We start from the raw sequence: 13,151 nt of genomic DNA on the forward strand, positions 1-13,151 counted from the left end.
CCGTGCAGCAAAAGGAATTCCATTTAAACGATGAAGTAGAAATGAAAAAGCAGCATCCATGCGGTACGAACCGCTGGAAGATCATCCGTATGGGTGCAGATATCCGTATAAAATGCATGGGTTGTCAGCACAGTGTGATGCTGACTCGTGCAGAGTTTTCTAAAAAAATGAAAAAAGTGCTGATTTCTAACGGGGAGGCGTAAGTCAGGAGGTGCTTTAGATGGAGAAGGTGGTTTCGGCATGCCCTTTAAATTGCTGGGACGCATGCAGCTTTCACGTACACATCGATCAGGAAACGGTTAAAAAGGTTGAAGGCAATGAGGATCACCCAATAACCAAAGGAAAAATTTGCGTCAGGGGACGCCTGTTAGCTGAGAGGACGAATTCTCAGCAGCGTATTGTTCATCCACTCAAAAAGGTAAATGGGGAATGGATTGAGATTGAGTGGGATACGGCTCTTGATGAAATTGCTATGAAAATGACTGAGGCAAAAGAAAAGTACGGTCCTGTCTCTGTCATGCACTCACATGACTATTCCAATAATGGACTTTTAAAATGTTTAGACCAGCGCTTTTTTAATTGCTTTGGCGGTTTAACAGAAGTAGTAGGCAGTTTATGCTGGGGAGCGGGAATCGCCGCTCAGCAGTGGGATTTTGGTAATTCCTATAGTCATGCTCCTGACGATATTGAAAATAGCCGGCAGATTGTGATTTGGGGCAGGAATGCAGCCAGCACAAATATGCATCTTTTTACAAGGCTACAAAAGATAAAGAAAAAAGGTGTTCCGATTACCGTTATTGATCCTATTTACCATACAACAGCAAAACTTTCAGACCGCTATGTTCCGATCAAACCTGGCATGGATGGATGGCTTGCCCTTGGAATCATAAAAATCATTTTAGAAAATGAATGGGAAGATGCTGAATTTATTCGTTTGTATACGCATGGTTTTGAAGATTTAAAAGAGCTCATTTCAAGTGTTTCAATTGAGGAAGTTGTGCGGGCTACAGATGTTTCACGTGAAACATTGCAAGAATTAGCCGAGGTCTTTTCGAGCGGACCGACTTCTACGTTTCTTGGCCTTGGTATGCAGAGATACCAAAATGGCGGTAATACTATTCGGTTAATTGATGCTCTTTCTGCTGTAAGCGGCAATGTCGGTATTTCCGGTGGAGGATGCAGCTATGGAAATTTAGCGGTTGGAGAGAGTTTTAATAAAGAACGTTTAACAATGCCGGATCGTCGAAAAGAAGTACGCCAGTTTACCCGGATGAACCAAGCGGAAGACATTTTAAAAGCTCATGATATTCCAGTTGAAGTACTGTTTATTACGAGAAGCAATCCCCTCACACAAGTACCTGACACAAATGTAGTAAAAGATGCCTTCACCTCCGTACCTGCCGTTGTTGTAGTGGATCAGTATATGACCGACTCGGCAGAGATTGCTGACTATTTTTTACCGTGTACGACTGTTTTTGAGGAAGAAGATATTTATTATGCCTCCATGTATCATCAGTTTATCAATTATGGACGGAAACTAGTGCCTCCTAAAGGCAAGGCTAAATCTGACTTGGAAATTTGGACGCTGCTCGCTGAAAGGCTAGGGTTTGGAGAAGATTTTCATTACTCGAGGGATGAGTATTTGGAAATGGGGCTGTCATCTCTTTCAGAACATGGAATTACACTCGAAAAGCTTAAAACAGAACAGTTCTTAGAATTGCCGGTTACATCTGTTCCTTGGGCGGACAAGAAATTTCAAACACCAAGCGGGAAATACGAATTCACCTCGCTAAAAGCGATTAAAGAAGGATTTAACGATGGAAGAATTCAGCTGTCATATCCCCAAGAGAGTATGGAAAATGCAGAGGATTTGGTTAAACGGTATCCATATCAGCTTTTAACGATACATCCGTTGCGTTCCAATCACTCCCAAAGTTATCAGCTGATAGAAAGTCTTCAGTCCATATCGATTCAAGTTTCTGAAAAAATCGCCTTCTCAAAAGGAATCTCGGAAGGTTCTGATGTGGAGATCTACAATGACAGGGGAAGTATTCAAGGGAAAGCAAAGATTTTAAAGCATTCTCATGATAATGTGATCAATGTGGACGAAGGTCAATGGCGTAAGTTTGGCGGAAGTGTTAATACACTGACTCCAAGCAGAGAATCTGATATCGGACAGGGAAGTACATTTTATGACTGCAAAGTGGATATAAAATGCCTATAACAGAGGAACCGGCACATTCAACCCGGTTCTTCTTGTTTTTTATAGGGATAAAACCTATAATTGGGAAGGATATTTTTTTCAGATTTTAAGTCTTGGTGCAACCAAGCTTTATATAAACTAGAGGAGTGAAGTAAACATGGCTCTTACAACCGGAATTGTCGGTTTGCCGAACGTTGGTAAATCAACATTATTTAACGCAATTACACAAGCTGGTGCAGAATCAGCAAACTATCCATTCTGTACGATCGACCCGAACGTCGGAATTGTAGAAGTGCCTGATCACCGTCTTCAAAAACTAACAGAGCTTGTACAGCCTAAAAAGGTTGTACCTACAACATTTGAATTCACGGACATTGCCGGAATCGTAAAAGGCGCGAGCAAAGGTGAAGGACTCGGGAATAAATTCTTGTCTCACATTCGTCAAACTGATGCGATTTTACAAGTTGTTCGCTGTTTTGATGATGAAAATATCACGCATGTTCATGGAAAAGTTAATCCGATCGATGATATTGAAGTTATTAACCTGGAGCTTATTTTTGCTGACATCGAATCTGTTGATAAAAGAATCGTACGTGTAGAGAAGCTTGCAAAATCTAAAGATAAAGAAGCGATAGCAGAATTTGCTGTTCTTACTAAGATTAAAGAAGCTTTAATGCAAGAACTTCCAGCACGCAGTGTTGAACTGGAAACGGAAGAAAAGAAAATCGTTCACGGTATGCACCTGCTTACAATGAAACCGATTCTTTATGTAGCAAACGTGAGCGAAGAAGAGCTGTTAGAAGGTACAAATGAACATGTTGAAGCGGTTAAAGAATATGCAGCACGTGAAAATGCCGAAGTTATCGTAATCTGCGCAAAAGTAGAAGAAGAAATCGCAGAACTGGATGGCGAAGAAAAGTTAGCTTTCTTAAATGAACTTGGGATTGAGGAAGCCGGTCTTGATAAGTTAATCCGTGCTTCTTATTCATTACTAGGATTAGCTACTTATTTTACAGCAGGTGTTCAGGAAGTTCGTGCATGGACGTTCCGTAAAGGGATGAAAGCTCCTGCCTGTGCTGGAATCATTCATACTGACTTCGAAAGAGGCTTTATTCGTGCCGAAATCGTAGCTTATGATGATCTAATGGCTGCTGGAAATATGGCTTCAGCAAAAGAAAAAGGTAAAGTGCGCCTTGAAGGTAAGGAATACGAAATGAAAGATGGAGATGTTGTACATTTCCGCTTTAACGTATAAAAAAATAGCAATTATCGGAGGGAAAGCTACAGTTTTTCCTCTTTTTTATGCTTATTTTTAAAGTTAGCTTGTTTTATACAGAGTGTTTTGGTATAATTCTTTATTGTGAGTTAATTGTCAACATATATTGATTTTTGATGATTTTCTCCTTGCCTAAAACACAGGTTTTGGGCCGCTTAGACCAAAAGGAGGTGAACGGAATGAAAAAGTACGAAATCATGTACATCGTCCGTCCGAATATTGAAGAGGAAGCTCTTAAAGCAACGAAAGAGCGTGCGAAAAGCATCCTAACTGATAACGGTGCGGAGATCGCGAACGAAAAGGAAATGGGTAAGAAGCGTTTAGCTTACGAAATCAATGACTTCCGCGATGGATATTACACGCTATTGGATGTTAACGCTCCAAATGAAGCGATTAATGAATTCGACCGTCTTATGAAAATCAACGAAGATGTTCTTCGTTTCATGACAATCGTAGACGAAAGAAATTAATCCTTTAAGGAGTGGTTCTGAATGCTAAATCGTGTAGTACTGGTGGGACGTTTAACAAAAGACCCAGAATTAAAGTACACTCCAAACGGTGTGGCAGTAGCTAATTTCACACTTGCAGTCAATCGGCCTTTTTCGAATCAGCAAGGTGAGCGCGAAGCAGATTTTATTAACTGTGTCGTTTGGCGAAAGCCCGCTGAAAACGTGGCAAATTTCCTTAAAAAAGGATCACTTGCCGGAGTAGATGGACGTATGCAAACACGTTCTTACGAGAACAATCAGGGTCAAAGAGTGTATGTTACTGAAGTAATGGCAGAGAGCGTTCAGTTCCTAGAACCGAAAAATGCTAATGCTGGAGGCCAGCAGTATCAAGGCGGCAACAACTTTGGTGGACCATCAAATGACCGCGGATTTGGCCAACAAAATCAGAACCGCAGCTATGGAAGTGACAACGGATTTGGAGGACAGCAGCAACAGCAGAATCCAAAACGCAATAACTTCAACGATGACCCGTTTGCAAATGATGGCACACCGATCGACATTTCTGATGACGATCTGCCATTCTAAACAACTTAAGTAAACAATGAATCGGAATATATAAATCTAAAAAAAATTAAAGGAGGGGACCATCTATGGCTGGACGTCGTGGTGGACGCCAAAAGCGTCGTAAGGTTTGTTTCTTCACTGTAAACAAAATCACTTACATCGACTACAAGGACACTGATCTTTTAAAGCGTTTCATTTCTGAGCGCGGTAAGATTCTTCCTCGTCGTGTAACTGGTACATCTGCTAAATATCAACGTCAATTAACTCGTGCGATCAAACGCTCGCGTTTCATGGCTTTGTTACCATATGTATCTGAATAAGATCAAAAGTTAAAGCGCACCAAGGAATTCCTTGATGCGTTTTTTTTGTTTTGAAGAAGTGCTATTTGAGGCTTCTTTTTGCCTATTTAGTTTCTTACTTAATGATATCCCGCGAGAATTTGAATTCCCCCCGCGAATTCCGGTTATAATCCCACGAAAAATCTCCATAATCCCGCGAAAATTTTAATATAATGGCGAGTTGACAAAACCAGACATAAACTGACGAAGGTCGTCTATTAACGATTGGAACGGCAGGCCGGAAGAAAATGAATCATTGTGAGATAGTAACAGCTCAATGCTGTTCTTTTTTTATTACAGTCTGTGTTTACTCGTATTTTGTTTATATCTAAAAAACTACGTCAATGATAAAAATATAGCGTTTAAAGTTGAATTCATGCGGTGATGTTACTACAATTAGAACATATGAAGACATTGATGAGGTGAATCATGCGCAATACAAAAGTATTGGTCGAGGGTGCCGTAGTTGCTGGCATATATACCCTTCTTTTTTTATTTAGTATGTACATACCGTTTTTTAGCTTGCTTTCGTTTTTTGTACTGCCGCTGCCGTTTATTATTTATATTTATCGGCACAATCTTAAGGCAGGGTTGCTCTTATGGGCAGTAACGTTTGGTGTTTCCTTAGCATTTGCGGGATTAAACGGTATTATCTCAACCCTTTTCTCTGGTATGACTGGAATAATAATGGGTGAGCTTTATAGAAGGAAAAAAACAGCTTTTGCTGTACTGCTTGGCGGAAGTTTATCAGGAATTGTAAATATGCTCCTTACGGTGGTTGTAGCCAAAGTATTTATGGGAATCAACTTTGTTTCAGAGCTAAAAAAACAGTTTCAAAGTGCCATAGAAACGGCTGAAGAGTTTTATAGAGCAAGTGGACAAGATCCAGCCCAGATCGAAAAGCTAAAAGATCAGGCTGAACTTTTACCAATGATGCTCCCTACGTATATAATAGCTGGAGCAGTTGCGATTGCTTTTATCACACATCTGGCAGCCAAGATGTTAATGAAAAGACTTCGTTATGACATTCCATCATTCCCGCCATTTCGGGAGTGGAATTTACCAAAATCATTTTTGTGGTATTATATTGTAGCAATCATATTAACATTTAGTACGCCTGATAAAGGTACTGCATTATATATTGTGACGATTAATCTGTATATGCTATTATCGTTTGTACTGATTATTCAAGGTTTTACACTTATTTTTTATTATGCCTGGATAAAAAACTGGAAAAGAAAAAGAATCGTATTGTTAATTATTCTCCTTTTTCTGTTAAATTCTTTCCTGCCGATACCTCTGGAAGTCGTGAAATTCTTAGGTATAATTGACTTAGGATTTAATATAAAGAAACGGATGAAACCAAAACAGTAGGAGCTGAAAGTATGCCAAAGTTTTTGTTAAAACGGTGGCATGGTTATCCCGTCATCGCCTTATTTGTCATTTCTGTCATACTCGTGAGCATACTTACTTATTTTCAATGGATTTTAGGAGTAGCAGGCTTTGTTATTTTAGGGGTTATTTCTTATTATTCCATGAAGGCTGAAGCGAGTTTTCAGGAAGAACTAGGTGACTATATATCTACGCTTTCTCATCGTTTGAAAAAAGTAGGCGAAGAAGCGTTGATGGAAATGCCGATCGGAATCATTTTATATGACGAGGATTTTAAAATTGAATGGGCTAATCCATATATGGGTGCGCTTATTGAAGAAGAATCCTTTATCGGGCATTCGTTAAACCATGTTTCAGAAGAATTGATTCCTCATATCAAAAGTGATGCGAAGGAAGAAATCATTAAAATCAATGCACATAAATTCCAAGTTAACTTTAAAAAAGATGAACGCCTACTCTACTTTTTCGATGTGACGGAACAGCTGGATCTAGAACGGCTATATGATGAAGAGCAAACGGTGATGGCTGTCATCTTTCTCGACAACTATGAAGAAGTTACTCAAGGCTTAGATGATCAATTCCGTTCAGTGATTAACTCAAAAGTAACATCTGTACTGAATGAATGGGCGAACCAGCATGGCATCTTTCTTAAAAGAACATCATCAGAGCGGTTTCTCGCTGTATTTAACCAGCGCATATTAAATGAGCTGGAGAAAAATAAATTCAGTGTTCTTGATGAAGTAAGAGAGTCTACCGCAAAGCAAAATATTTCGCTTACGCTGAGCATTGGTGTAGCTGCAGGAACATCATCACTTCCTGAGCTTGGCCAGCTCTCTCAATCCAGCCTTGATTTGGCGCTGGGACGCGGTGGTGACCAAGTTGCGATCAAACAGACGAGCGGTAAAGTCCGTTTTTATGGCGGTAAAACAAACCCAGTTGAGAAGCGTACCCGTGTACGTGCTAGGGTTATTTCACATGCGCTGAGTGAACTAGTGTCAGACAGCGACAAAGTGATGATCATGGGACATAAAAATCCGGATATGGATGCAATTGGTTCTGCTATCGGGATATTAAAAGTAGCCCAAGTGAACGGAAAAGAAGGCTATGTCGTTTTAGATCAGGCTGATATTGACATCGGCGTTCAGCGTCTGATGGATGAGATCAAAGAAACGGAATCTGTCTGGAAGTATTTTATTACACCAGAAGAAGCACTCGAGATCGCATCTAGAGACACACTGCTAGTTGTTGTTGATACACATAAACCTTCTATGGTTATAGAAGAGAAGCTATTAGCGAAACTGGATCATATCGTCGTGATCGACCATCATCGGCGCGGGGAAGAGTTTATTAAAGATCCCGTACTCGTTTACATGGAGCCATATGCCTCCTCAACAGCTGAACTTGTTACAGAACTGCTCGAATACCAGCCTAAACGCTTAAAAATGCGTATGCTTGAAGCGACTGCGCTATTGGCGGGAATTATCGTAGACACGAAAAGCTTTACACTAAGAACGGGTTCACGCACGTTTGATGCCGCCTCTTACTTAAGAGCACATGGGGCAGACACCATACTCGTTCAAAAGTTTCTAAAAGAAGATTTGAACACATATACAAGGCGTTCGAAGCTTATCGAAAACGCTCAAATTTATAAAAAAGGGATTGTCATTACGAAGAGCACTCCTGAAGATGCCTATAACCAAGTAGTCATCGCTCAGGCAGCTGACATTTTATTATCGATGAATGGCGTCTCAGCATCTTTTGTTATCTCAAACCGGATAGATGGCAAAGTAAGCATCAGTGCACGTTCTCTAGGGGATATCAATGTTCAAATGATCATGGAAAAACTTGAAGGTGGAGGACACCTTACAAATGCGGCCTGTCAGATTGAGAACAGCAATATTGATGAAGCTGAAAGACAATTAAAACTGATCATTGACGAGTATTTAGAAGGGGGAGAAGAAGAATGAAAGTAATTTTTCTTCAAGATGTAAAAGGCAAAGGTAAAAAAGGAGAAGTTAAAAACGTTTCTGAAGGCTATGCACGCAATTTTCTTTTTCCAAAAAACTTAGCGTCAGAAGCAACTTCTTCTGCAATGGCTACTCTTAAAGGCCAGCAAAAAAGTGAAGAAAAGAAACAGCAAGAACAACTTGAAGAAGCAGAAGCATTAAAAAATAAATTGGCAGAAATGACAATTACAATCAAGACGAAAACCGGTGATGGCGGACGTGTTTTCGGATCTGTAACGAGTAAACAAATTGCCGATGGTCTTAAAGAACAAGGAATTAAAATCGACAAGCGAAAAATCGAACTTGCCGATCCGATAAAAGCACTTGGCTACACAAATGTACCTGTAAAGCTTCACTCCCAAGTAACGGGAACGGTAAAAGTACACGTCACTGAAGAATAAAAAGCCGGGTTCTCCCGGTTTTTTCAACGTCTATTAAACAAATAACGATAGAGAGGAGGACCATTAGATGAGTGATTTATTTGCAGACCGCATTCCGCCGCAGAACATTGAAGCGGAACAAGCGGTTTTAGGATCTATCTTTTTAGAGGCAGAAGCGCTGATTACAGCCTCTGAAATTTTATTGCCGGAAGATTTTTATCGAGCGACCCACCAAAGAATTTATCGCGTCATGCTAGAGCTCAATGCAAAGGGTGAACCGGTCGATCTGATTACGGTAACATCAGAGCTTCAGGATAAAAACCAGCTCGATGAGGTCGGAGGTTTGTCCTTTTTAACGGAACTTGCTGACAGTTCACCAACTGCGGCAAACGTCGAGTACTACAGCAAAATTGTTGAAGAAAAATCACTGCTGCGCCGTTTGATTCGGACAGCAACTGATATTACGGCAAACAGTTATGCAAGGGAAGAAGAAGTTGAAGCGATTTTAAACGAAGCAGAAAAATCGATTTTAGAAGTTTCTAACCGTAAGAACACAAGTGCATTCACGGCCATCAAGGATGTTCTCGTCCATGCCTACGACAACATTGAAGCTCTTCATAACAGAAAAGGTGATATTACAGGCATTCCAACAGGCTTTAATGACTTAGACAGAATGACAGCTGGTTTCCAAAGAAACGATCTAATTATCGTTGCTGCCCGTCCGTCTGTTGGTAAAACGGCATTCGCCTTGAACATTGCCCAAAACGTTGCGACGAAGACAGATGAAAATGTTGCGATATTCAGTCTCGAGATGGGAGCTGAACAGCTAGTCATGCGTATGCTTTGTGCGGAAGGCAACCTTGATGCACAGCGTCTTCGTACAGGGTCTTTGCAGGCTGAAGACTGGCAGAAGCTGACGATGGCGATGGGAAGCTTATCTGCTGCCGGTATTTACATTGATGATACACCAGGTATCCGAATCAATGATATTCGTGCAAAATGCCGCCGTTTGAAGCAGGAAAAAGGGTTAGGTATGATTTTGATCGATTACTTGCAGCTTATTATGGGGAGCGGAAAGTCTGGCGAAAACCGCCAGCAGGAGGTTTCGGAGATCTCCCGTTCACTTAAAGCCCTCGCTCGTGAGCTGGAAGTGCCTGTTATCGCTCTTTCTCAGCTCTCACGTGGTGTTGAATCCCGTCAGGATAAGCGCCCGATGATGTCTGATATTCGTGAATCCGGTTCTATCGAGCAGGATGCCGATATCGTCGCCTTCCTTTATCGTGATGATTATTATGATAAAGAAACAGAAGCGAAGAACATCATTGAAATTATTATTGCTAAGCAGCGTAATGGTCCGACAGGTACGGTTGAGCTGGCATTCGTAAAAGAATATAACAAATTCGTTAACCTGGACAGGCGTCATGATGAAACGGCCATACCGCCAGGAGCGTAAAGAAAAAGCAGCTGGAGATTAATCCAGCTGCTTTTCTAGTTCTAAAAGATTATATTCGGTTAACCAGCTTTCAATTCGATGCCTTACTTTTTCTTGCTGAAACGCACGCCATTTTTCCGTTAGATTTAAGTGGTCGATTGTATCGGTAAACACTTCAAAAGGATTATTTTTATTAAGAGCATGCAATAATTCATGATTTTGGTTCTGGCTTTCAAATTCAACCATCCAGCTGAAAGTCTCAACACTCATCACTTTAGGGAGTTCTAAAAAACGATCAGGTTCCTCTAAATCTAAAAACTCCAGGTTAGGCAATCCGCCTGGCTCAATCGCATCAAGTAAAATAACTTGATCATTTCTATCTAAATAATAAATATGGTTTGCCGCATCGTCCATATAAGCAACCATCAATTTTTCAATAAACATAAGAATGATACCTCCTAAACAAGGTGAATACTACAGGATACGATAGAAAAATGGATCTTCTGACTATGCGATTGTAAATATCCTGTAAATATTTTCACGAACAAAAATAAGTAATATAGTTGTAATGTTCGTGTTTTTCATTGACTTTCCGTTTAAAAATTGCTAAACTAAGCATGGTTTTTCAAGATTAGACGATGAACTCGTCAATCTTTAATTTCATGGAGGTGCGACCATGTCATCTGTAGTAGTTGTTGGAACACAATGGGGAGACGAAGGTAAAGGTAAAATTACTGATTTTCTCTCTGAAAGAGCTGAAGTAGTAGCTAGATATCAAGGTGGAAATAACGCTGGCCATACGATTGTGTTTGAAGGTACAAAATATAAACTTCACTTAATTCCATCAGGAATCTTTTACAACGATAAAATTTGTGTAATCGGAAACGGAATGGTAGTTGATCCGAAAGCTGTGCTTGAAGAGCTTGCTTATCTTCACGGACATAATGTAAGTACAGAAAACCTTCGTATTTCTAACCGTGCTCATGTCATTCTTCCTTATCATCTTCGTCAAGATATTTTAGAAGAAGAAAGCAAGGGTGCCAATAAGATCGGTACGACGAAAAAAGGAATTGGACCTGCATACATGGATAAAGCGGCACGTATCGGTATCCGTATCGCTGATTTGTTAGACCGTGAAGTATTCGAAGAAAAGCTGGAGCGCAACTTAGCTGAAAAGAACCGCCTTTTTGACCGCATTTACGAATCTGAAGGTTTTACAAAAGAAGAAATTCTAGATGAGTACTATGAATATGGACAACAGATTAAAAAATATGTAGTCGATACTTCTGTAGTTTTAAATGATGCTCTGGATGATGGACGCCGTGTCCTTTTTGAAGGTGCACAAGGTGTAATGCTAGATATCGACCAAGGAACATATCCGTTCGTAACTTCCTCCAACCCAATTGCAGGTGGAGTAACGATTGGTTCTGGTGTAGGTCCTTCTAAAATCAATCACGTAGTTGGTGTATCTAAAGCATATACAACACGTGTTGGTGATGGTCCTTTCCCAACAGAACTTCACGACGAAATCGGTAACCAAATTCGTGAAGTTGGCCGTGAATACGGAACAACAACTGGACGTCCACGCCGTGTTGGCTGGTTTGACGCTGTTGTTGTCGGACATGCCCGCCGTGTTTCAGGAATTACAGATTTGTCATTGAACTCAATCGATGTTCTTACAGGCATTGAAACATTGAAAATTTGTGTGGCATACAAATACAATGGCGAGCTAATCAAAGAGTTCCCGGCAAGCCTTAAAGTGCTGGCACAATGTGAGCCGGTATACGAAGAAATGCCAGGCTGGACGGAAGATATTACAGGCGTGAAGGACTTGAGTGAACTTCCGGAAAACGCACGTCACTATGTAGAGCGTATTTCCCAAGTAACAGGTATTCCGCTTTCAATCTTTTCAGTAGGACCAGACCGTGCACAAACAAACATGGTAAGAGGCGTATTTGCTTAATTTTTAATAAGGAGCTGACTCAGATGAGTCAGCTTTCCTTTTTTATGTTTGTGGGTTTAGCGGAGTGTGAAAGAGTTGGTCATGTGTGTCGAATTATGGCGAGTAGTCGATATTTGGTTGGAAAGTGGCGATAAATCGGAGTAAAGTTTCGATATCGGATGAGAATCTTTCAATAAGTGAACCAAAAACGTCGATAAACAAAATAAATTGTTCGATTTGTGAGTTGTACGTCCGGGAATGTTTACTCTATATGGACAAAATCATATTTTGTTCATACCAAGCGGGAAAATTGATACACGTATAAAATAATCCCACAGAAACCAGACGGAATCTCACAGTAATATCCAATAACTTAATTGAATTAATGATTTCGACAAATTGAAGCTCGTTTACAAGTCGAAAGTATCCAAATTAAAAATTTTTGAAAAAAATAAAACAAAAACGTATTGCCAAAGCTTTCATATCATGGTAAAGTAACACTTGTCGTGAAAAAACGACAATGTTTTTAGCAAGAGCCATTAGCTCAGTTACGAGCGATACTTCTCGTGAATGAACTACGAGTTGTCTCGACGGATACACCGGCAGTCATTTCTTTTAGAGGAAGAGACAGGGGACCGACGGACACATTTAGCAAGAGCCATTAGCTCAGTTGGTAGAGCATCTGACTTTTAATCAGAGGGTCGAAGGTTCGAATCCTTCATGGCTCACCACTTTTTTTAAAAGTGGCCCGTTGGTCAAGCGGTTAAGACACCGCCCTTTCACGGCGGTAACACGGGTTCGAATCCCGTACGGGTCACCATTCAATTTTTAATAAAAACCTTTTTTCAATGGACTCGTGGTGTAGTGGTTAACATGCCTGCCTGTCACGCAGGAGATCGCCGGTTCGACCCCGGTCGGGTCCGCCATTTTTATTTCGTTTCAAAATTGGCTCGATAGCTACGAGCGATACAGCACGATTAAGCTGCGAGTTGTCTCGACGGATACACATCATAGAAATAACCTGTAGAGGAAGAGACACAGTAATTAAATAGGTACCAAAATAATACTTCTTGGCTCGATAGCTCAGTCGGTAGAGCAGAGGACTGAAAATCCTCGTGTCGGCGGTTCGATTCCGTCTCGAGCCACCATTTTACTTTTACAATCCTTAC

At 40.6% G+C, this 13,151-nt stretch carries 12 protein-coding genes and 4 tRNA genes; 15 read left to right on the forward strand and 1 reads right to left on the reverse strand.

Annotated elements, in window-relative coordinates:
* Positions 1–2: 2 nt before the first annotated feature.
* The 10 genes from RGB74_RS00075 to dnaB all read left to right on the forward strand — a co-directional run bounded on the left by RGB74_RS00075 (position 3) and on the right by dnaB (position 10,061).
* Positions 3–203, forward strand: coding sequence for a DUF951 domain-containing protein (locus RGB74_RS00075; protein WP_310760960.1), 201 nt, complete (start codon positions 3–5; stop codon positions 201–203).
* A 17-nt stretch (positions 204–220) separates the two neighbouring features.
* On the forward strand, positions 221–2,224 hold the full coding sequence (locus RGB74_RS00080) for a molybdopterin-dependent oxidoreductase (protein ID WP_310760961.1): 2,004 nt from the start codon (positions 221–223) through the stop codon (positions 2,222–2,224).
* 136 nt (positions 2,225–2,360) lie between these two features.
* Complete coding sequence (ychF, locus tag RGB74_RS00085) at positions 2,361–3,458, forward strand: redox-regulated ATPase YchF (RefSeq protein WP_310760962.1); 1,098 nt, start codon at positions 2,361–2,363, stop codon at positions 3,456–3,458.
* Between the two features lie 200 nt (positions 3,459–3,658).
* Positions 3,659–3,949: a 30S ribosomal protein S6 gene (rpsF, locus tag RGB74_RS00090; protein ID WP_310260412.1), complete on the forward strand. Its 291-nt coding sequence runs from the start codon at positions 3,659–3,661 to the stop codon at positions 3,947–3,949.
* Positions 3,950–3,970: 21 nt separating this feature from the next.
* Positions 3,971–4,513, forward strand: a complete 543-nt coding sequence (gene ssb, locus RGB74_RS00095) for a single-stranded DNA-binding protein (RefSeq protein ID WP_310760963.1) — start codon at positions 3,971–3,973, stop codon at positions 4,511–4,513.
* A 65-nt stretch (positions 4,514–4,578) separates the two neighbouring features.
* The gene (rpsR, locus tag RGB74_RS00100) at positions 4,579–4,812 is read left to right on the forward strand and encodes a 30S ribosomal protein S18 (RefSeq protein ID WP_310760964.1); all 234 of its coding nucleotides are present in this window, start codon (positions 4,579–4,581) and stop codon (positions 4,810–4,812) included.
* Between the two features lie 447 nt (positions 4,813–5,259).
* On the forward strand, positions 5,260–6,204 hold the full coding sequence (locus tag RGB74_RS00105; protein ID WP_310760965.1) for a YybS family protein: 945 nt from the start codon (positions 5,260–5,262) through the stop codon (positions 6,202–6,204).
* 11 nt (positions 6,205–6,215) lie between these two features.
* Complete coding sequence (locus RGB74_RS00110; protein ID WP_310760966.1) at positions 6,216–8,189, forward strand: DHH family phosphoesterase; 1,974 nt, start codon at positions 6,216–6,218, stop codon at positions 8,187–8,189.
* Positions 8,186–8,629, forward strand: a complete 444-nt coding sequence (gene rplI / locus RGB74_RS00115) for a 50S ribosomal protein L9 (RefSeq protein WP_310760967.1) — start codon at positions 8,186–8,188, stop codon at positions 8,627–8,629. Before RGB74_RS00110 ends, rplI begins: the two co-directional genes overlap by 4 nt.
* A 67-nt stretch (positions 8,630–8,696) precedes the next feature.
* Positions 8,697–10,061 carry a replicative DNA helicase gene (gene dnaB / locus RGB74_RS00120; RefSeq protein WP_310760968.1) on the forward strand — a complete coding sequence of 455 codons (1,365 nt, stop codon included), beginning with the start codon at positions 8,697–8,699 and terminating at the stop codon, positions 10,059–10,061.
* An 18-nt stretch (positions 10,062–10,079) separates the two neighbouring features.
* Here dnaB and RGB74_RS00125 read toward each other — a convergent pair whose 3' ends face one another.
* Positions 10,080–10,484 carry a UPF0158 family protein gene (locus RGB74_RS00125; RefSeq protein ID WP_310760969.1) on the reverse strand — a complete coding sequence of 135 codons (405 nt, stop codon included), beginning with the start codon at positions 10,482–10,484 and terminating at the stop codon, positions 10,080–10,082.
* Positions 10,485–10,716: 232 nt separating this feature from the next.
* Between RGB74_RS00125 and RGB74_RS00130 the strand changes: the two genes are divergently transcribed.
* The 5 genes from RGB74_RS00130 (at position 10,717) to RGB74_RS00150 (ending at position 13,130) form a co-directional block, all read left to right on the forward strand.
* A complete protein-coding gene (locus tag RGB74_RS00130; RefSeq protein WP_310760970.1) occupies positions 10,717–12,003 on the forward strand; it encodes an adenylosuccinate synthase in 1,287 nt (428 codons plus the stop codon).
* Between the two features lie 634 nt (positions 12,004–12,637).
* Positions 12,638–12,713 (forward strand) — tRNA-Lys (locus tag RGB74_RS00135).
* 14 nt (positions 12,714–12,727) lie between these two features.
* A tRNA-Glu gene (locus tag RGB74_RS00140) sits at positions 12,728–12,802 on the forward strand.
* 30 nt (positions 12,803–12,832) lie between these two features.
* A tRNA-Asp gene (locus RGB74_RS00145) sits at positions 12,833–12,908 on the forward strand.
* 146 nt (positions 12,909–13,054) lie between these two features.
* Positions 13,055–13,130 (forward strand) — tRNA-Phe (locus RGB74_RS00150).
* Positions 13,131–13,151 lie beyond the last annotated feature (21 nt).

The organism is Bacillus sp. NEB1478 (assembly GCF_031582965.1).
Classification (GTDB): Bacteria; Bacillota; Bacilli; order Bacillales; family Fictibacillaceae; genus Fictibacillus.